Source organism: Delftia sp. K82, assembly GCF_002193035.1.
Lineage (GTDB): Bacteria > Pseudomonadota > Gammaproteobacteria > Burkholderiales > Burkholderiaceae_C > Comamonas > Comamonas acidovorans.
The window spans coordinates 1748562-1768504 of the sequence record NZ_MYFL01000001.1; the positions used below are offsets into that span (position 1 = coordinate 1748562).

A 19943-nucleotide genomic window follows, 5' to 3' on the forward strand; every position below is an offset into this window, starting at 1 on the left:
GGAAAAAGGACAGGGGCAGGCATCAGTCGATGCTGATCTTTCCGGCCTCGATGACCGTCTTCCAGCGCGCGTATTCCTGGCGCTGGAATTCGGCGAACTGCTGGGGCGTGCCGGCCACCATCTCGTAGCCGATGGAGACGAACTGCTCGCGCACCCGGGGATCGTTGAGCGCCTCGACAAAGGCCGCATGGGCCTTGTCGCGCAGCGCAGGCGGCAGGCCCTTGGGCGCGACGATGGCCTGCCAGGAGGCGACTTCCACGTTCTTCACCCCGGCCTCGGCCAGCGTGGGCAGGTCCGGCAGCACGGGCGAGCGGCGCGGGCTGGTCACGGCCAGGGCGCGCATCTTGCCGGCCCGGATGTGCTGGATCACGGCATTGATGTTCTGGAACGAGGCATCGACCTGGCCGCCGATCAGGTCGGCATGGGCGGGCGCGCCGCCCTTGTAGGGGATGTGCACGCCCTGGGTGCCCGTTTGCTGCCAGAACAGTTCGGCCGTCAGGTGGTCGCTGGAGCCGTGGCCGGCCGAGGCAAAGCTCATCTTGCCCGGATGGGCCTTGAGGTGGGCGACCACGTCGGCCACGCTTTTGTGCGGCGAGGCGGCAGGCACGACCAGCACGTTGGGCGACTGCACGGCCACGGTGATCAGGTCGAAGTCCTTGAGCGCGTCGTAGGGCAGGTTCTTGATCAGGTGGGGCACGATGACCAGCGGGCCCAGCGAGGTGACGAGAAAGGTCTGCCCGTCCGCCGCCGCGCGCTGCACGAAGGCTGCGCCGATGGTGCCCGTGGCGCCGGCCTTGTTCTCCACCACGAAGGACTGCCTGAGCTTCTCGCCCAGCCTGGGCGCCACGGCGCGCGCGACCTGGTCGGTGGAGCCGCCGGCAGGGAAGGGCACGACCAGGGTGACGGGCCTGTCTGGCCAGGCCTGGGCCGATGCAGAAAAGGCAGCGAGCGCGGCCAGGGCCAGCGCCATGGCACGAAGAATGTGATTCATCTTGTCTCCTGATTTGTGAATGACATCGTTGTCATTTCCGGGGAAATGAAAAAGCGCCGATGCCAATTTGTAGATGCAAGGATTTGCGCTTTCAGCAAAATGATATCGTTGTCATTTTGGCTGTCAATCACGATTTCTGCGATGCAGGGCAGGCTTGGCGCCCGTGCGTGGAAGGCGGTCTGCTATCTTCAGGCCCGTCCCCGATACCAGCCCGCGATCGCGCTTGCCCATGAACACACCCACACCACCCAGGCCCGCCACGCTGCACGACGTGGCCGAGGCGGCCGGCGTCTCGCTGATCACGGCCTCGCGCGCACTGGGCAATCCTTCCATCGTTTCGGAGAAGACGCGCGAGCGCGTGCGCCAGGCCGTGGAGGCCACGGGCTATATCCCCAACCTGCTGGCGGGCGGGCTCAAGTCCCGCCGCAGCCGAATGGTGGCCGGCGTAGTGCCCGCGCTGTCGGTGTCGCAGTTTCTGCCCACGGTGCAGTCATTGACGGCAACGCTGGCGCAGGAGGGCTATCAGCTGCTGCTGGGCCAGACCTTCTACGACGAGCAGCGCGAGGAAGAGGTGCTCAACGCCATGATCGGGCGCCAGCCCGACGGCATTGTGATGATGGGCCTGGTGCAGTCCGACAAGGCGCGCGAGCGGCTGCGCAGGACCGGCATTCCCGTGGTGGAAACCTGGGACTTCAGCGACCGGCCGCTGGACATGGTGGTGGGCTTTTCCCACCTGAAGGTGGGCAGCGCGCTGGCCGGCTATTTCCTCTCGCGCGGCCTGCAGCGCGTGGGCATGGCCACGGGCAGCGACCACCGGGCCCAGCAGCGGCGCGAGGGCTTTCTTGCAGCCTGGGGCCGCGAGGTGCCCACGGTCACCGTGTCCGCGCCCGGCAGCCTGGAGCTGGGCCGGCAGGCGCTGGGCCAGTTGCTGGCGCAGCAGCCCGATCTGCAGGCCGTGGTCTGCAGCTCGGACATGCTGGCCCACGGCATTTTGGTGGAAGCCCAGGCGCGCGGCCTGCGCGTGCCCGTGGACCTGGCCGTCTCGGGCTTCGGCAATGCCGATTTCGCGGCCCACCTGCTGCCGTCGCTGACCACCGTGCATGTGGACGGACCGGGCATAGGCCGCCTGGCCGCCGAACTCGTGCTGGCACGCTGCAAGGGCCACAGTGCCGGGCGCTCGGCGTTCGACCTGGGGTTCGAGCTGATCGAGCGGGATTCGACCCGCCTGGCTTAGAGGGTCAGCACACGGCAGCCGCCTGGCGCTCGGGCGCCAGTCCGAACAGGCTGCCCAGCACGTGCTGGATCTCATCAGGCGCCAGCTGCCTGGTCTCAGTGCCGCTGGCCGTGATGGTCTTGAGCGCGTCGCCCACCAGGATCATGCGGCCGGCCGGCTGGTGCACCACCACCACCCGCTTTTGCACGAAGATGGCGTCCGGGTGCGTGGAGTTCAGGTAGTTGGCGGGGGCGAAATCCACCCACTCCTGGGGCGACAGGTTGAAGGCGTACTGGTTGGCCCATTCACCGTCCACGCGGGCCTGCAGCAGGTATTCGCCCTGGTCGTCCAGGCTCAGGCGGAAGGTGTCGCCGTCCTGGCGGACCTCGGTGTCCAGCACGTCCAGGGCCATGGGGGCGCGTATGCCGTAGCTGCCAAAGCCCAGGTCGCACAGCCAGCGCCGTCCCTCGACCTCGGCCACCAGGGCCATGTGGGTGCGGGGCCGGCGGGCAGGGTAGAACATGGGCCGCGCCGCCACAAAGCGGTAGGCAATGCCCAGGGCCTGCAGCGCCATGGCGAACAGGCCGTTCACCTCGTAGCAATAGCCGCCCCGGGCGCCGCCGAGGATCTTGCCCGCAATGTCTTCGGGCACCAGAGAGACGATCTTGCCGGCCTGCACGTCGAGGTTCTCGAAAGGCACGGAAAACAGCTGCTGGCGCATCAGCGCATGCAGGGTGGCGGCATTCGCCTGGGCGGAGTCCCCGGTACTGAAGCCGATGCGGCGGAAGTAGGCCTGGAGATCGAAATTGCTGGCTTGCATGGGTTTCCTCGGGTTGCTTGATGGCTGCAACGATAAATCGGGGCCACCAATGCCTGTATAAGCAGAATCCAAGAAAACTGACCTGTACAGATTGGCATGCCCACCACCAACGAACCCTTGCCCCAGTACCGCCGCATTGCCCAGGCCCTGCGCCAGACGCTGGCCTGTGGCGCACTGCGCCCCGGCGACAGGCTGATCTCCGCCCGCAGCCTGGCCGAGCGCGAGCAGGTCAGCCTGCCGACCGCGCTGGAGGCGCTGCGCTGCCTGGAGGCGGAGGGCCTGATCGTGGCGCGCCCGCGCTCGGGCTACTTTGTGCGGCAGGCAACGGGCGGCGCGGCGCTGCAGGCGTCCCGCCCGTCGTCGCGCCCCGTGCCCGTGACCCTGTCGGCCCTGGCGCGCTCGCTGTTCAGCAGTCCCGACACGCGCCTGATCCCGCTGGGTGCGGCATTGCCCGATCCGGCCTGGCTGCCCACGGCCCGGCTGCAGCGCGCGCTGCAGACCGCCGGGCGCCGCCTGGACGCGCACGGGCAGACCTACAGCATGCCGCCGGGCCGCGCCGACCTGCGCGGCCAGATAGCGGCCCGGGCCGCGCAATGGGGTGCGCGCTTCGGCCCCGATGACCTTGTTCTGACGGCAGGCGCCACCCAGGCCGTGCGGCTGGCGCTGCGCGCCGTGTGCAAGCCCGGCGATGTCGTGGCCGTAGAGCGGCCCGCCTATTTCGGCAGCCTGCTGCTGCTGGAGGACCTGGGCCTGAAGGCGCTGGAGATTGCCACCGATCCCCGCGAAGGCCTGCTGCTGGAGCCGCTGGCCGAGGCCATTGCCCGCCACCGGCCGGCTGCCGTGCTGGCATCGCCCACCGTGCAGAACCCGCTGGGCGCCAGCATGCCGGTGGAGCGCAAGCAGGCCCTGGTGGCGCTGCTGGAGCGGGCGGGCATTCCCTTGATCGAAGACGATGTCTATGGCGACCTTGCAGGCGACGGCCAGCGCCCGCCGGCCTGCAAGGCCTTCGACGGCAGCGGCAACGTGCTGTATTGCGGCTCCGTGTCCAAGACCCTGGCGCCGGGCTGGCGCGTGGGCTGGATTGCGGCGGGCCGCTTCCATGCCCAGGTGCTGCAGGTGCGCCTGGCGGGCGACTGGGCCGGTGCGCCGCTGCTGGAGGCTGCCGTGAGCGAGGTGCTGGCCAGCGGCGACTACGACCGGCACCTGCGCCGTCTCAAGTCCCGCGTGCAGGCCGGGGTGCAGGCCGTCACGGCCAGGGTCGAGGCCAGCTTTCCGCCCGGCACCCGCGTCTCGGCCCCGCGCGCGGGCTTTCTGCTGTGGGTGGAGTTGCCGCGCCAGGTCAATGCACTGGAGGTGCACCGCCGCGCGCTGGAGCTGGGCATTGGCGTCAGCCCCGGCCCGCTGTTCTCATCGCGCTCGGACCTGCCCAACCACCTGCGCCTGAACTGCGCCAACGAGCCCACGCCGCGCCTGCTGGGGGCCGTGGGGCAGGTGGGGGAGATATGCCGGGGTTTGGCAGAGGGTGCTGCGGCGCGCCAGGGGGCGCATGTCGGCCAGCCTACTTCTTCTCGCGCGGCACGCGCCCCATGAGGAAGAACTCGGTCAACGCGCTTGCTTTTGAGTCGAATGTATTCGGATGGCTGAACGTTGCTGTATTGCAGGAAGAATTGCCGTGCGCGCTATTTTTTAAATAGAACTATTGAAATTTTGAATATGTAGGATATCTTTCATAAGAGATTGATGTTCCGATTTTTTTAGATTTATCCAATAAAATTGCATCTTCTTTAAAGAGTTTTTGTCGCCGCCGATGATTTCTTTTGTTCTGACAATATGCAGTTGATTTTTCTTTCCAGAAGAGAATTCTAGTTCTAAGGAGGCAAGCAGCAAAAGATAGAGTGCAGTCTTTGCCTCGTCGTCGAATTCTCTCAATTCTAGTGCATTCAATAATCTGGGAATAATTTCAGGATCTGCAAATTCTATTTCCCAATCCTGTTCTTTGCCACTAGTGGTTATTCCAATCAAGGTACCGACCATTTCAGCGGCCTTTACCGTGGGTCCATAGTATTCTGACATATTCATAGCTCAGGATAATTGCGTGGTGGATGACTTCGTCGGGCGGATGTAGAGAGATTGTTAGAAACGATTTTCGAAAATTCATAATTCTTTTAAAATGAAGTGCGAGAAGATTGAAAATCTTTTGGAAATATTGTATTTTCATCAAATAACGCATCTCTAAAGTCTGTTTTCGTAATGCGTACGTTAGCCAAATTTGCACCTCTAAGATCTGCGCCAAAAAATCTGCAGGAATCGAGCTCTGCGCCTTGTAGATTGGCTCCCCGTAAATTGGCTTGAGAGAAATCTGCAGCATCCAATTCGGCGTTCATAAGATTTGCTTTTTCTAGATTTGCTGCTGTTAGTACCGCATTCATTATTTTTGGACCTTCGAAATTTGCTTGAATTAATACTGCACGTGTAAATAGTGCGCTTCGCAAATTTGCATTGGAAAAACCGGCGCCAGAAAGGTCTGCCTCCTCAAATAGTGCTCTGTGCAAGTTCAATCAATTTAGATTGGCTCCTTGAGGAGATACGGCATCAATCTCTATGTTAGAACCGGTTTGACAATTAATGATAATCATTTATTCTACCAATCTCTATGTTTTATTTCTAAATTTTGTATGGGATTTATTTTTGTTATCTGCCTTGGAGATAGAGCCCCAGGAGTTTGTGCAGGTTCCTTTCCTACAACTCTTCCCACCATATATCTATGGTGACCATCGACAATTTTTTCATCAAATTTTATGGGCGGTGCAACGTCTCCGGCTTCCAAGCGTCGGACATATCTCTCTACCACAGGCTGTGATATCGATATTTGGGTGGTTTGCATATCGGAGTCTTTAGGGCTGCACGAATTACCTCTTCTGTAACAGTGACGCTTTTGGCGCCTGAACGATAGGCCGCAATACTCGCCCCAATCCCTCAAGGACTTGGCAGTTCTTTGCGATATTTTGTACGCTATATTTTATTCAAAGGTCCTATAGTATCCTTTGAGAAAAATCTGGTTTCTTGGTCTGTTGCTGGCTCGTAACCACAGTAGTAATCATCTGAATGAGATATTTGTGAAAGATATTTCGAGCCGAGTGCAAGCGACATGATGATATTTTTTGAATCAATTTCATCTATATCGTTATTCGAGAAAATAATACTTACCTCATTTATCTGCTCAAAACGAAGTAGCCGGATGAGAGGCTGACGAATCTTTACTTTCCCAATGCTTGCCCAAGTTGATGTTATGAAAATGGAGGCAGGGGTAGGTCCGGACTTGAGGTGTTGTATAAAATCCTGATCATTATGGAGATCGGCAATTTTTCCCAATTCACTATGAGATATTTCTAAAATGTTGTAGGATTGGATTATATTTGCAACTAAAATATTAAGTAAATTATCTGGAATTTTGTCGAAAACAAGCTCAACAAGTTCGGTCGTCATTAGTCTAGAAATCCTTTAAATGTTCCATCCATATTTAATCTTACGCCACGTCCATCTTCAATTCTTTTTTCTAGAAAGGCTGTCCCATTTTCAGCTTTCTTTTGTGTGAATTTCCCAGGGGAGCGAATTATGTCGCGAAAATGATTCATTCCTTGCTCGTTCCATGTTCCCATAGAGCCGCTCATCTTTCCCCATGTCTCAGGATGTCTTCCCGAGTGCTTCGCTAGAGCATGTCCAACAACGGTACTGCCTTTATATGCATTTTGTGCAGAAGACAGGGCTAGCTTGGTTTGGGAGACGGATAGCCCCCATACTGTGCCTTCTACAGCCCGATACGCCGCAATACTCGCCCCAACCCCTCCAGGCACCACAGGTATCGCCGCTGCAACTCCATCAATCGCAATACCTGCAGCATCCACCGCGGCACCGCTCCAGTTCCCTTCCTGGACATTGCTGACCAGGCTCTGGAAGCCCAGGGAAATATTGAACGCGTCCCAGACGGTTTCCGCAAGCTTGCCGTCCGGGTCCAGGTATTTGTTCGGGTTGTTGTTGGCGTAGGCGTAGCGGTTGAAGCTGTGGATCTGCTCGGGACTCACCTCCTTGGGGTCCATGCCCGTGAACCGGCCCAGCAGCGGCATGTAGTACCGCGCGCCCATGTAGGTCATGCCCGTGTCGGGGTCGTAGGGCCTGCCGGCGAACCACAGCTTGTTGTCCGCGCTGGCCGGTTCCACCTTCTGGCGGTAGCCATAGGGCAGGTAGTTTTCCTTCCAGAGGACGGTACCGGCCTGGTTGGTGGCCAGCCAGGGAGTGCCTGCCGCGTCGTTGTGGAAGTAGGTGATGGTGGCCTGGGCCAGCGCAGCGGGTGCGGTCAGCAGGACTGCCAGAAGCAGCGCGACAGCTGCGAGCAGGCGCCGGCAGGATTGGTGGATGGCGTTCTTCATCGGGCGCTCACTTTCTGTGCAATGCGCTTGCCGTTGAGGTAGATGTATTCGGTGAGCTGGCCGTTGCCGTATTCCGCGAGCAGGTTGCCGTGCACGCCGTGGAACTCGTAGGTGGTGACTCCTGCCTTGGCGGTGCTTGTGCGCTTTTGGTCGCCGTCGTAGGCATACCGGATGGGACTACTGCCCCAGCAGTCGGCGCACACGAGGTTGGGGACGGCGTCGTAGGTGTAGGACTTCTGGCTGCTCTGGATGAAGTTGCCAGCCGTGTCGTAGGTGAAGTGGTTGGTCGGGCCGCCATTGACGGTGATGGAGGACAGGCGGTGGCGGCTGTCGTAGCGGTAGTCGATCAGTTCGCTGCCCAGGCTCTGGCGGGTGATGTTGCCGGAGCCGCTGTAGCTGATGCTTCCGCGCCCCCTGGAGGTGCCCATGGATACCAGTCTGTGCACGCCGTCATAGCCGAAGGTACGGTCATAGTCCGCATCGGCCGTGTCCCTAACGCTGGTGAGATTGCCCGTGCGGTCATAGGTCAGGATGGATCGGTGGAAATAGCTGCCCTGGCGCGAGGTGGCGAACGAAGCGGGAAGCAGCCTTTCGTTCTGGCCATATTCGGACTGCACTCCGTTGGCATAGGCGATGCGCTGGATCTGGCTGGACGGCCAGTAGCTGACGCTGCTGATGTAGCCGGGCATGGCCGTGGGCCGGCCCAGACTGTCCAGTGTGTAGCTGACGGTGGAGCCAGACAGTGGGTAGGTGATGGATGCCAATTGGTCATTGCCGTTGTAGCTGTAGCCAGCATTCCAATTGAAGCCACCTGCAGCCAACTCCTCCCGCGTGAGGTTGCCGTTGCGGTCGTAGGTGAAGCGACGTGTGGCTTCGGATGTGGCCGTGCTCAGCAGGCGGTGGGCCCTGTCGTAGCTGTGCGTGACGTCCGGGGTGGAGCCGGGGTAGCTGATGGACTGCAGGCGGTTGTGCCCGTCGTATCGGTATTGGATGGTGCCTACGGTCCCTGTGATCCTTGAGATCATGTTGCCTGCGGCATCGCGGCCCAGGCTTGTGGTGCCGGTCTCTGGGTGTGTGATGGATGTCAGTTGGTAGCTGCCGTTGTAGCCGTAGCTTCGTGTGATGCCCGCTTGCGTGACTGAGGTCACCAGTCCCCTGGCATTGCGGCCGATGGACAGGTTGGTGGACGGCTCCGGTGTGGAGATGGCCATCAGCAGCGGCTGGTCGGGGTCGCCGTAGGCGCGGTAGCGGTAGGTGGTTGTCAGACCGCGTTCGTCCACCACGGCGCGTGTGGCGGGGCCGTAGCCTATGCCCTGCGTGCTGCCATCCGCATGGCGTATGGAGATGACGCGGTCCAGGATGTCGTGCCGGTAGGCGGTTCCTGCGCTGGTGCCCGGGTCGGATTCAAAGGTTCTGCGGCCCAGCGCGTCGACGCTGAAACTTCGCACGATGCCGCCATGGTTGACGGACACCGGCTGGCCGAAGCCGTTGAAGCTGGTGGTCTGGGTGAGCGCTCCCCGGCTGACGGTGCGCGTGGTGGTGCCATGGCTGATCTGGACGCTGTTGCCTGCGGGATAGCCGACGGAGATGATGCGGTTGAGACCGTCATAGCCATAGGTCCAGGTACTGCCGTCACCCCGGGTCTCGTAAGTGACGTTGCCCGCATCGCTGACCGTCCGCGAGATGGAAATGCCCTCGGGCTGCGATTCCGATTGGGCTATTCCCCGCCTGTAGCCACCGTAGTAGTGTGTCAGCCCTCGCGGGAAGGTGGTGGCGCTCAGGTTGCCTTGGCCGTCATACGCGTGGCGGGTCTGGATGCCATCGCGGGTGATGGAGGTCATGTTGCCATTGCCGTCGAAGCTGCGCGATATGCTGCCGCCCGCATGGCTTTCGCTTTGCACCTGGCGCACTATCCATTTGGACGGGTTGATGTAGTAGCTCAGGCTGGTGGTGCGGTTGCCGCTCGATGGGCCGTATTCGGAGATCGTGCCAGGATTGCCATAGGTGTCGAAGTTGCTGTAGCGGGTCGTATAGCTGGCGTTGTCTCGTGTGATGGTGCGCTCTGCAAGAAGCGGGGCGTTGAATTCACCGATATCGACCTTGGTAGCGAAGGCGCCGGGACGGAAGTTGTTCTCGCTCGATATCTTCTGCTTGCCCCAGGTGTAGGTCTCGGTCTGGCTGCTACCCAGGCTTTTGGAGGCCAGCAGGCCCACCATCCATACGCTGCCCGAGCTAGAGTAATTGGGCCCTATGTGCCGGTAGGTCACGGTGCCTGAGGGGGTGTTGACGGTGGTTACGTCGTGTGCGCCGGGGCGTCCGGGCGCGTAGCTGAAGGACCAGTTGCCTCCCGTGCTTGTGGACTTGGCCGTGACCACGGTAGAGCGGCTGGCGGGATTGGCCTGGGTGTCGAAGTGGACGAAACCGTATTGATAGCCGATGGAGCCCCCCTGAGGGTAGGTCAGGCGCCGCATGATGTGGCTGCCGGGGGTGTTGTTGAGGTTCCCGTTGTAGTCATAGATCCAGCGCAGACCGTCGGGCCGGGTGACGGAGCCGAGCTGGAATTTGTCCCTGACGTTTGAGATGCCCTGATAGGCGTAGTGGTAGGTCTGGCCTGCCGCGCTGATGGCGGTGATCCTCCGGCTCGCCATACCGCTGTCCGCATAGAAAAACTGGACTGAGCGACCATCGCTTGTGACCACGCTGGATATCTGCGGCGAGGCGGCCGCCGCGTACTGGATGGTGGCGTAGTTGCCGTTGCGGTCCGTGATGCGGCTCGTCAACCAGGCATATGTGGGATATGGGCCGCCACCCAGATTGACCAGTTGGTTCATGTCGTAGCGCGTGCCGTCGGGTGATGTGATGGCCAGCCCACCCGCGCCGCTGGTGATGCAGTCGGCGCGCCAACGCTGCGTGGTGATCAGCAGTGGTGCGGTCGTGCCTGTGAAAGCCAGCAGCTGGCGGCTGCCGTCAGGCAGCTCCAGCACGGGGTTGTCAGCGATGGTCTGGCTGTTCTTATTGAAGCAAATACTGGTTTCGCGGGACTTGAGCACCCTTCCAAAATGGATGTTCCAGCCCACGCCCGCCAGCGATTCATGGAGCGCCGGATTCGTGGGCTCTACCGATGTGCTGTTGTAAGAACGTACTACTTTCAGGTCGAAGCCGCCATTGCCGGGCAGGTGGATATCCACGTAATGCAGTTGCAGTGCGCCGGTGAATGGATCAATGAATTCACCGAATACCTGGTTCACATAGCTGCGATTGGGTTGAATTCCCGGATCTTTGTAGAAGTCGGGAATGACTTCCTGGGAATGGACGGGCCACGCCGCCATTGCCATCAGCAGCGCCAGGCTGCCCGCAATTGCCTTTATTGCCGAATTCATGGGTTCTCCCTGAAGAAACTGGACAGGTGCGCACGCGCGGCTCGGGCAGTTGGTTCTGCTCTTGGCTGGCTGCGGGGCCATGCTGTGCATCTTCAGGGAGGCCGGCAAGAGAGCCCCCTTGGGCGGCAGGGTGGCTTCGAACGGTTCTTTTTACGCCGGAGTGCGGGAATCCAGCTAATGCGCTACATCAGGAATCCCGTGTTAATGACTGTCAAGAAAAGAAAATAGCCAAGCGTCCATCTTGAAAAGCGCACCGAATCATGACCTTTGGTCGGTATTTTTCCAGAATATCTCTCAGCTTATTTTCAGATTATTCCTAGGATCATTGGAGGCTACGGGATTGGATTTTCCATGAAGCCGTCCCAATCTGACGCCTTATTTCTTCTCGCGCGGCACGCGCCCCATGAGGAAGAACTCGGGATTGGGCTGCATGCCGGCAAAGCTGGCCATGCGGTTGGACAGGCCGAAGAAGGCGGTGATGGCGGCGATGTCCCAGATGTCCTCGTCGTCGAAGCCATGCGGGTACAGCGCCTCGAAGTCGGCCTCGCAGATTTCATGGCTGCGTTCGCAGACCTTCATGGCGAAGTCCAGCATGGCGCGCTGGCGGGCGCTGATGTCGGCCTTGCGGTAGTTGACGGCCACCTGGTCGGCCACGTAGGGCTGCTTTTCGTAGATGCGCAGGATGGCGCCGTGGGCCACCACGCAGTACAGGCACTGGTTGGCCGCGCTGGTGGTGGTGACGATCATCTCGCGCTCGCCCTTGGTCAGGCTGCCTTCTTCCTTGAGCATGAGGGCATCGTGGTAGGCGAAGAAGGCGCGCCATTCGGCGGGGCGGCGCGCAAAGGCCAGGAAGACGTTGGGAATGAAGCCTGCCTTTTCCTGCACTTCAAGGATGCGGGTGCGGATGTCCTCGGGCAGGCTGGACAGTTCGGGCTGGGGGTAGCGGGCGGTGGCCATGTGTCTTGTCTCCTGGGTGTGGTGGTTGTCGTTGCGGGCCATGTTCGCATGGCCTGCGCTGCGCGGGGTGAACGCGCATGACAGCCTGTCTGCCGCCGAGGTTGCAGATTGCGCCCGGGCTCAGGCGGGCGCCATGTCCGGCTCAGGCCGTTGTGCAAACCAGTCGCCCAGAAAGCCGGTGAGCGCGCGTATTCTGGCCGACATCTCGCTGCGCGTGGCGTGCACCAGGTAGATGTCGGCCGCAGGCAGCTGCCATTGGGGCAGGACCTCGCGCAGCGCGCCTGCGGCCAGCGGCGCGGCCACGTCCCACAGCGAGCGCTGCAGGATGCCGTGGCCGTCCAGCGCCCAGGCCAGGGCTGCAGCGCCGTCGTTGGTGCTCATCACGCCGTTGACCTTGATGTTGTGCTCGCTCAGGCCCTGGCGCGTGCGCCGGCTCAGGCGCCAGCTGCCGTAGGTTTCGTCGCTCTCGCGGATCACGATGCAGCGGTGGGCCTGCAGGTCGGCGGGCTGGCGCGGCTCGCCATGGGCATCCAGGTAGGAGGGCGCGGCGCACAGCACGCGGCGGTTGGGCAGCAGCAGGCGGGCGGTGAGGGCGGAGTCGGGCAGGGCGCCAAAGCGCACCACGGCGTCAAAGCCCTGCTCGACCAGGTTGACGGGCCTGTCCGTCAGCTGCAGTTGCACCTGCACCTCGGGATACGCGCGCGCAAAGGCCGACAGCGCGGGCGCCAGCCGCTGGCGGCCAAAGCCCAGCGTGCAGGCAATGGACAGCGGGCCGCGCGCCGTGGCGCGCGTGCCCGAGATACTGCGCTCCAGCGCCTCCAGGTCGGCCAGGATGCGCGCCCCGTCCAGCAGGTAGGCTTCGCCCTCGGGCGTCAGGTGGATGCGCCGTGTCGTGCGCTGCAGCAGGCGCACGCCCAGGCGCCGCTCCAGCAGGGACAGGCGGCGGCTGACGGCGGGCGGCGTCACGCCCATCTGCTGGGCCGCAGCGGCCAGGCTGCCTTCGCGGATCAGCAGCGAGAAGAAACGCAGGTCGGAAAAGCCGTCCATGGTGGATGCGGTGGATGGTTGATTCGTAAATTGAACTGATGGATCAATGCAGTATTTTGCTATTTATGCAGCCTGGTTTACTGATTAGCATGGCAGGCTGACAGTCATGAACAACGTAGAAGGAATCTCCGGGATGCACACAGATCCATGGATGCCGGGCCTGCGCCAGCAGCGCATCACGGTCGATGACGGGGTGGAGATCAACGCCTGGGTGGGCGGGCAGGGGCCGGCCCTGCTGCTGGTGCACGGCCACCCGCAGACCAGCGCGATCTGGCACCGCGTCGCGCCCCGGCTGGCGCAGCAGTTCACCGTGGTGCTGGCCGACCTGCGCGGCTATGGCGACTCCTCGCGCCCGGCCGGCGACCCCGAGCATGTCAACTACAGCAAGCGCACCATGGCCCGCGACCTGCTGCGGCTGATGGCGCGGCTGGGCCATGAGCATTTCAGCGTGCTGGCGCATGACCGGGGCGCGCGCGTGGCGCACCGGCTGGCCATGGACTATCCCGCCAGCGTGCAGCGTCTGGTGCTGCTGGACATTGCGCCCACGCTGGCCATGTACGAGCAGACCGGCGAGGCCTTTGCGCGCGCCTACTGGCACTGGTTCTTCCTCATCCAGCCCGCGCCGCTGCCCGAGCGCCTGATCGAGGCCGATCCCGCCGCCTATGTGCGCGAGATCATGGGCCGGCGCAGCGCCGGCCTGGCGCCCTTCGATCCCCGTGCGCTGGCCGAGTACCAGCGCTGCCTGGCGCTGCCGGGCAGCGCGCACGGCATGTGCGAGGACTACCGCGCATCGGCCGGCATCGACCTCGACCATGACCGCGAAGACCGCCGGCTGGGACGCAGGCTGCCCATGCCGCTGCTGGTGCTCTGGGGCGAGGAGGGCGTGGTGCACCGCTGCTTCGATCCGCTGCGCGAGTGGCAGCTCGTGGCCGACGATGTGCGCGGCCGGCCGCTGGCCTGTGGACACTACATCGCCGAGGAGGCGCCCGATGCACTGCTGGACGCGGCCCTGCCTTTCTTGCTGCAGGCCGGGTGAATGCGGCCATTGCAGGCACGTTGCCGGCATAGGGGCGCAATGACAGGCCGCATTGGCAGGCCGCATTGACGGCAAGTGAAGACACCGCAAAAGCCGAAGAATTCCGCAAAGGCGTGATTGACGCCATATCCATGGCGGCATAGCGTGCGTTGCGCATTCCATTGGCATGCCAATCATGCGCGGCAATGGTAAGCAATTGAAAAACCCGGGCGCCTGTCGCGCCTGGGCAATGCCATGGGCGCGGGCCTTGAGAACGGCGCAAGACAAGGCCTGGCAAGGGCTGCGCAAAGGCGTGTGCCCACATGGGCCTGCCACGGGCGGCGCAGGTGCGCCATTGCATGGGCCATTGCCGTTCCGTGGTGAAACGCCGAACTGATACAGTCGCGCGGCCCGCCCGAGGGGGAGGGTCTTATTCATCACGGGATATTCACAATGAGCAACAAGAAAACCGTAGTGGCCGCTGCCGTGGCATTGGCCGTCGTGGGCTATGGAGGAACCACCTGGTATACCGGCCAGCGGGCCGAGGCTGGCTACAAGGAGGCCGTGGCCGAATTGCGCAAGGTGCTGGGCGAGAAAGTCGTCGTGACCGACGAGTACCACAAGGGATTCCTCTCCTCCCAGGCCAAGCTGGTGCTGCAGTGGCCTGCGGCGGAAGCTCAGGCCGCCGAAGCGGCTGAAACGGCTGACGCGGCAAAAGCAGCCGACACAGCTGAAGCGCCCGCCGCAGCAGAGCCGGTCGCTGCGTCCAAGCCCGTGCGCCTGGTGGTGGACACCACGGTGCGCCACGGCCCGCTGGCCGGTGGCCGACTGGCGGCAGCGGTTTCAGAGACGCGCTTTGCGCTCGACGGCCTGGACGAAAAGAGCACGCAGATGCTGGCCAAGGCCGCAGCCCCCACGCTGACCAGCGTGCACCACTTCACGGGCGGCCAGGATGTGCGCCTGCTGCTGCCCGCCGGCGAGCTGGGCGACCAGGAAGTCACCATGCGCTGGCAGGAAATGGTGCTGGACACGGCCCTGGGCGGTGGCAGCGTCAAGGGCACCTGGCGCTGGCCCGAGGTGGCCCTGCTGGGCCTGCCCAGCCGCGACAAGTCCATGGGCGTGGAAGAGGAAGAGGGCGAGGAGGAGGAATCCGACAACGACGAGGCCCTCCCCACCCAGCCGGCCGCAGTGCCCGTGGAGCGCACCAGCATCATGCTCACGGGCCTGGAGAGCAGCTTCGAGAACAAGGTCATCGACGGCCTGTGGGGCCTGGGCCCCGGCAAGGCCAGCGTGCGCATCGCCCGCTTCGGCATGAGCAGCACGCCCGCCGAAGGCGGCGAGGCCAAGACGCTGCTGGACCTCAAGAACGTGGACGGCAGCTCGGTCATCGAGTCCGACAAGACCACGCTGGGCATGACCACCCAGGTCAAGGGCACGGGCCGCATCGGCCCCATCGATTTCGAGTCCGTGGGCTACGAGGAAAAGATCCAGCGCCTGGACATCGAGGCGCTGCGCGGCTTCCAGCGCGTCATGGTCGAGGGCTACCGCAAGGAGGGCCTGGCCAAGGCGCTGGAATCGCTGGAAGAGCAGGGCATGGGCGTGCTGATGCAGAACGCCCCGCGCCTGGTGGCGGCCCTGCCGGCCTACTCCATGAAGCTGCAGGCCACCTACCAGGGCCAGACCGGCCACCTGGAGTACGGCGCCGAAGTGCAAAGCGCGCCCACGCAGGAGCAGGTCGCCCAGGCCGGCTGGATGCCGGCGCTGCTCAAGACCTCGGCACTGCAGGCCAATGCCAGCCTGCCCAAGGCCTGGCTGGAGCCGCTGATCAAGGCATCGGGCAAGCCCGATGTCTCGGCAGAGGATGTGGAAGGCATGCTGGGCATGGCCCAGGCCACGGGCTATGCCCGCCTGGAAGGCGACAAGCTGGTCAGCGCGCTCAAGATGCAGGCCGGCCAGGTCACGCTCAACGGCAAGCCCATCGCCCTGCCCATGGGCGCGCTGCAGTAAGCGGCCATCCACCTTCCGGGCGTCGCCCCGGAAGGTGGTCTCAGGGATGCCACTGGCTGGCGCGCACCACAGGGGCCTGTGTTCTGGCGCTGCCCGCCAGCGCATAGGACAGCTGGTTGGCCGCCGCCACCACGGTCTGCGCCATGGCTTCCAGCCGGGACTCGGGCAGGCGCGATGCCGGCCCCGAGATGCACACCGACCCCATCAGCCGCCAGTGCATGCCGAACACCGGCGCCGACACCGTGGCCACGCCCTGTTCGCGCTCGCCGATGGACCAGTGGTAGCCGCGCTGGCGGATCTGCTCGTACACCGGCCCCGGCTCGCCTGAAAACGCCAGGATCACGCGCCCCGGCGAGCCCTGGTCCAGCGGCAGCCCCTCGCCCATGCGCGCATGGTGGCGCAGCGCCTGCGGCCCTTCCACGCGCACGAGGCAGGTGCGCACATTGCCTTCGCGCACATAGAAGGCCGCGCTCTCGCCGCTGGCCTGCGTGAGCGCGCGCAGCGCGGGCTCCAGCACGTTCTGCACATCAAAGCCCGCCTGGTAGCGCGCACCCAGCCAGCCTGCGGCCGGGCCCAGGCGCCAGTCCCCATCGTCCCTTTGCACCATGAAGCCCGACTGCGCCAGCGTGCGCGCCAGCCGCAGCACCGTGGTCTTGTGCAGCGCGCAGCGCCGGCTCAGTTCCGCCAGGGACAGGTGCGACTCCCCGAGGGCGAAGGCGCCAAGCAACTGCAAGGCACGCGTGACGGCAATCACGCCGCCGTCCTTGGCCGGGCTGGCCTTGTCATCGGATGGCTGCGCCGGGGAAGGCGTGCTGGGGGACTTGTTCATGGTGCAAGGCGTGCAATTGGTTGCGCTGTATGAAACGGCATTGTATGGGTTGAAACGTTTTCATAAAGTTCGTCCCACGCACCGCAGCCATGCGGGCGTTGGACACAACAAACGGAGACAAACCGCCATGCCGATTCCCTCGCTTTCGCGTTGCCTCAACGCACGCCTTCTTGCCGCCCTGGTCGGCGTTGCCGCCATCGTGCCCATGGGCGCTGCCCAGGCCCAGGACACCTATCCCCGCAAGCCCATCCGCCTGGTGGTGCCGTTTCCGCCCGGTGGCGGCACGGACATGATTGCGCGCACCGTGGCCCAGCGGCTGGCGGACCACAACAAGTGGACCGTGGTGGTGGACAACCGGCCCGGCGCTGGCGGCAACCTGGGCGTGGATGCCGTGGCCAAGGCCGCGCCGGACGGCCATACCCTGGTCATGGGCCAGACCAGCAACCTGGCCATCAACCCCTCGCTGTACGCCAAGCTGCCCTATGACCCGCTGAAGGACCTGGTGCCCGTGGCGCTGGTGTCCTCGGCGCCCATCGTCATGGCCGCGCCCGCCAACTCGCCCTACAAGACCTTTGACGACCTGGTCAAGGCTGCCAAGGCCAAGCCCGACGGCCTCACGCTGGGCTACTCGGGCAACGGCACGGTGGCTCACCTGGCCGGCGAACTGGCCGAGAACGCGGCCGGCATCAAGCTGCGCCATGTGCCCTACAAGGGCGCGGCCCAGGCCATGACCGACCTGGTGGGCGGGCAGATCGATTTCTACATGTCCGCCGTGCCCACGCTGCTGGGCCAGGTGCGCAACGGCAAGCTGCGCGCGGTGATGGTGACCTCGCTCAAGCGGTCCGACCAGCTGCCGCAGACGCCCACGCTGGCCGAGTCGGGCTACAAGGACTTCGAGGCCGTCACCTGGTTCGGGGTGCTGGCGCCGGCCGGGACGCCCCAAGCCATCGTGCAGCAGTTGAACAAGGCCATCAACGACGCGCTGCTGGTGCCCGAGGTGGCCGAGAAGCTGCGCTCCGAAGGCGGCGAGGTGCTGGGCGGCTCGCCCGAGAAGTTCGCCGCGCTGCTGCGCGCCGAGGTGCCGCGCTGGGCACGCATCGTCAAGGACTCGGGCGCCAGCCTGGACTGAGCCCCGGGGGCAGGGGCGCCAGCCCTTTCGCTTCCTCCGCGCTTCCTCCTCCCTTCCTTTTTCTTCCTCCATCGAGATCTCGCCATGGACTGCGACAGCCTTGCCGTGCCCGTCCGTTTGGCCTTTGCCTCGGGCGGCAGCGGAACCGTCTTGCAGATGCAGGGCGAACTGCTGCAAAGGCAGGGCGGCGTGCGCTTCATCCACGTGCCCTACAAGGGCGACACGCCCGCGCTGGCCGTGACCTCGGCGGCGCGCCTGAAGGCCCTGCCTGACGTGCCCCCCATGGCCGAGGCCGGCATGGTCGGCGGCACGCCCCCGGCAATTGGGCGAGCTGCAGAAATCCGACTCCGCCAAGTGGGCCCAACTCATCCGCGAGGCCGGCATCAAGGCCGACTGACGCGCGCACATCTTCCTGATCTTCCTGTTTTTCTTCCCCCCATCTCACTGGACCATCATGAGCCAACTCCCAGAAATCATCCGTGACATAGAGCGCGTGGACGCCCAAGTCGTGCAACGCGCAGCCGGCTTTCAGGCCGCCATCCTGGCCGACGTGGCGGGCCGCCGCGGCACCATGCATTCGCGCGTGGCGCCCGTGCACCAGGGCATGAAGGTGGCCGGCCCGGCCTTCACCGTCGAGGTGCGCCCCGGCGACAACCTCATGATCCACGCAGCCATCGCGCTGGCCCGGCCCGGCGACGTGCTGGTCATCGACGGCAAGGGCGACCAGACGGCGGCGCTCATGGGCACGCTGATGCTCAGCGCCTGCAAGAAGCTGGGCCTGGCCGGCGTCATCGTGGACGGCGCCATCCGCGACCGGCTGGAGCTGCTGGAGCTGGACTTTCCCGTGTTCAGCGCAGGCTTCAATCCCGCAGGCCCGACCAAGTTCGTGCCGGGCCGCATCAACCACGCCATCTCCGCTGGTGGCACGACGGTTCACCCGGGCGACCTGGTGGTGGGCGATGCCGATGGCGTGGTCGTCATCGAGCGCGCCAAGGCCCCCGCCATGCTGGAGCTGGCCGTGAAGAAGGTGGCCGACGAGGCCGCCCGCATCGAGGCCATTGCGCGCGGCGACACGGCATCGAAGTGGCTGCCCGCGGCCTTGCGCGCGGCCGGCGTGCTCAAGGAAGGGGAATCGCTGTGAGCACCATCATCGTCACCGGCGCCGATCTGGCGCAACAGGCGCTGGACCTGCTGGCCCGGCACGAGATCGTCTATGCGGGCAAGACGCCCACCGAAGAGGACCTGGTTGCGCTGTGCCGCGCCCATGATCCCGTGGCCATCATCGTGCGCTACGGCAAGGTGGGTGCGGCCGTGATGGACGCGGCGCCCTCGCTGCGCGTGATCTCCAAGCATGGCAGCGGCACGGACACCATCGACAAGGCGGCTGCCGCCGAACGCGGCATTGCCGTGGTGGCCGCCGCTGGCGCCAATGCGGCGGCCGTGGCCGAGCAGGCACTGGCCCTGCTGCTGGCCTGCACCAAGTCGGTGGTGGCGCTGGATGCCCGCATGCACGCAGGCCACTGGGACAAGGCCACGCACAAGAGCCTGGAGCTGGGCGGGCGCACCGTGGGCCTGGTGGGGCTGGGCGCCATCGGGCTGCGCTTTGCGCGCATGGCCGATGCGCTGGGCATGCGCGTGATCGGCTTCGATCCCTTCGCAAAGAACCTGCCCGCCTACGTGCAGCCCGTGGACCTGGAAACCATCTGGCGCGAGTCCGACGCGATTTCGCTGCACTGCCCGCTGACCGAGGAAAACCGGGGCATGCTCGGCGCCTCCACACTGGCGGCCTGCAGGCGCGGCGTGATCGTGGTCAACACCGCACGCGGCGGCCTGATCGACGAGGCCGCGCTGCTGGCCGCCGTGCGCTCGGGCCAGGTGGCGGCCGCAGGGCTGGACAGCTTTGCGGTGGAGCCCATGGTGGCCGGCCACCCGTTCCAGGGCGAGAAAAACATCGTGCTCAGCCCCCATATCGGCGGCGTGACCGGCGATGCCTACGTGAACATGGGCGTGGGCGCGGCCCGCAATGTGCTGGAGGTGCTGGCCCGCGTGCCTGCGGCGGCCGGCGCCTGAGCCAGGGCAGGGGCGCCGTGCGCGCCCTTGGCCCATGCATGTGCATGCATGTGATTTG

Annotated in this window: 18 protein-coding genes and 1 pseudogene; 8 read left to right on the forward strand and 11 right to left on the reverse strand. The window is 64.0% G+C overall.

All coding sequences use genetic code 11. The annotated features are described in order from the left end of the window. Positions 1–22 precede the first annotated feature (22 nt). Complete coding sequence (locus tag KDK82_RS07575; protein ID WP_047216940.1) at positions 23–991, reverse strand: tripartite tricarboxylate transporter substrate binding protein; 969 nt, start codon at positions 989–991, stop codon at positions 23–25. 229 nt (positions 992–1220) lie between these two features. Between KDK82_RS07575 and KDK82_RS07580 the strand changes: the two genes are divergently transcribed. Then, entirely contained in the window at positions 1221–2225 is a 1005-nt protein-coding gene (locus KDK82_RS07580) for a LacI family DNA-binding transcriptional regulator (RefSeq protein WP_034394769.1), read from the forward strand. A gap of 4 nt (positions 2226–2229) precedes the next feature. Here KDK82_RS07580 and KDK82_RS07585 read toward each other — a convergent pair whose 3' ends face one another. After that, the gene (locus KDK82_RS07585) at positions 2230–3024 is read right to left on the reverse strand and encodes an arylamine N-acetyltransferase (RefSeq protein WP_088164448.1); all 795 of its coding nucleotides are present in this window, start codon (positions 3022–3024) and stop codon (positions 2230–2232) included. Between the two features lie 96 nt (positions 3025–3120). On the opposite strand from KDK82_RS07585, the gene KDK82_RS07590 reads away from it, so the two are divergent. Further along, complete coding sequence (locus KDK82_RS07590) at positions 3121–4614, forward strand: PLP-dependent aminotransferase family protein (protein WP_088164449.1); 1494 nt, start codon at positions 3121–3123, stop codon at positions 4612–4614. Between the two features lie 96 nt (positions 4615–4710). On the opposite strand, the gene KDK82_RS31815 is transcribed toward KDK82_RS07590, so the two are convergent. The 8 genes from KDK82_RS31815 to KDK82_RS07615 all read right to left on the reverse strand — a co-directional run bounded on the left by KDK82_RS31815 (position 4711) and on the right by KDK82_RS07615 (position 12835). Further along, positions 4711–5097: a hypothetical protein gene (locus KDK82_RS31815; RefSeq protein ID WP_143343404.1), complete on the reverse strand. Its 387-nt coding sequence runs from the start codon at positions 5095–5097 to the stop codon at positions 4711–4713. A gap of 92 nt (positions 5098–5189) precedes the next feature. Next, positions 5190–5582, reverse strand: coding sequence for a pentapeptide repeat-containing protein (locus tag KDK82_RS07595; RefSeq protein ID WP_088164450.1), 393 nt, complete (start codon positions 5580–5582; stop codon positions 5190–5192). Positions 5583–5665: 83 nt separating this feature from the next. Beyond that, on the reverse strand, positions 5666–5908 hold the full coding sequence (locus tag KDK82_RS31820) for a hypothetical protein (protein ID WP_143343405.1): 243 nt from the start codon (positions 5906–5908) through the stop codon (positions 5666–5668). A 128-nt stretch (positions 5909–6036) separates the two neighbouring features. Beyond that, positions 6037–6510, reverse strand: coding sequence for a hypothetical protein (locus KDK82_RS31825; RefSeq protein ID WP_143343406.1), 474 nt, complete (start codon positions 6508–6510; stop codon positions 6037–6039). Continuing rightward, on the reverse strand, positions 6510–7451 hold the full coding sequence (locus KDK82_RS32950; protein ID WP_088164451.1) for an RHS repeat domain-containing protein: 942 nt from the start codon (positions 7449–7451) through the stop codon (positions 6510–6512). The genes KDK82_RS31825 and KDK82_RS32950 overlap by 1 nt, the downstream gene beginning before the upstream one ends. Then, the gene (locus KDK82_RS32955) at positions 7448–10831 is read right to left on the reverse strand and encodes a DUF6531 domain-containing protein (RefSeq protein WP_218827064.1); all 3384 of its coding nucleotides are present in this window, start codon (positions 10829–10831) and stop codon (positions 7448–7450) included. The genes KDK82_RS32950 and KDK82_RS32955 overlap by 4 nt, the downstream gene beginning before the upstream one ends. A 375-nt stretch (positions 10832–11206) precedes the next feature. Beyond that, complete coding sequence (locus KDK82_RS07610) at positions 11207–11788, reverse strand: peroxidase-related enzyme (protein ID WP_013801997.1); 582 nt, start codon at positions 11786–11788, stop codon at positions 11207–11209. A gap of 120 nt (positions 11789–11908) precedes the next feature. Further along, positions 11909–12835 carry a LysR family transcriptional regulator gene (locus KDK82_RS07615; RefSeq protein ID WP_063325566.1) on the reverse strand — a complete coding sequence of 309 codons (927 nt, stop codon included), beginning with the start codon at positions 12833–12835 and terminating at the stop codon, positions 11909–11911. A 133-nt stretch (positions 12836–12968) separates the two neighbouring features. On the opposite strand from KDK82_RS07615, the gene KDK82_RS07620 reads away from it, so the two are divergent. Next, positions 12969–13871 carry an alpha/beta fold hydrolase gene (locus tag KDK82_RS07620; RefSeq protein ID WP_088164452.1) on the forward strand — a complete coding sequence of 301 codons (903 nt, stop codon included), beginning with the start codon at positions 12969–12971 and terminating at the stop codon, positions 13869–13871. A 432-nt stretch (positions 13872–14303) separates the two neighbouring features. Beyond that, a complete protein-coding gene (locus tag KDK82_RS07625) occupies positions 14304–15857 on the forward strand; it encodes a YdgA family protein (protein WP_088164453.1) in 1554 nt (517 codons plus the stop codon). Positions 15858–15897: 40 nt separating this feature from the next. On the opposite strand, the gene KDK82_RS07630 is transcribed toward KDK82_RS07625, so the two are convergent. Then, entirely contained in the window at positions 15898–16686 is a 789-nt protein-coding gene (locus KDK82_RS07630; RefSeq protein WP_088164454.1) for an IclR family transcriptional regulator, read from the reverse strand. A gap of 127 nt (positions 16687–16813) precedes the next feature. On the opposite strand from KDK82_RS07630, the gene KDK82_RS07635 reads away from it, so the two are divergent. From KDK82_RS07635 to KDK82_RS07650, 4 genes and pseudogenes are all read left to right on the forward strand, one after another. Then, positions 16814–17815: a tripartite tricarboxylate transporter substrate binding protein gene (locus tag KDK82_RS07635; protein ID WP_013802001.1), complete on the forward strand. Its 1002-nt coding sequence runs from the start codon at positions 16814–16816 to the stop codon at positions 17813–17815. 96 nt (positions 17816–17911) lie between these two features. Then, positions 17912–18212, forward strand: a pseudogene (locus KDK82_RS07640) (tripartite tricarboxylate transporter substrate-binding protein); the annotation flags it as partial. 57 nt (positions 18213–18269) lie between these two features. Beyond that, positions 18270–18956, forward strand: coding sequence for an RraA family protein (locus KDK82_RS07645; protein WP_016446268.1), 687 nt, complete (start codon positions 18270–18272; stop codon positions 18954–18956). Next, positions 18953–19885 carry an NAD(P)-dependent oxidoreductase gene (locus KDK82_RS07650; protein WP_088164455.1) on the forward strand — a complete coding sequence of 311 codons (933 nt, stop codon included), beginning with the start codon at positions 18953–18955 and terminating at the stop codon, positions 19883–19885. The genes KDK82_RS07645 and KDK82_RS07650 overlap by 4 nt, the downstream gene beginning before the upstream one ends. Positions 19886–19943 lie beyond the last annotated feature (58 nt).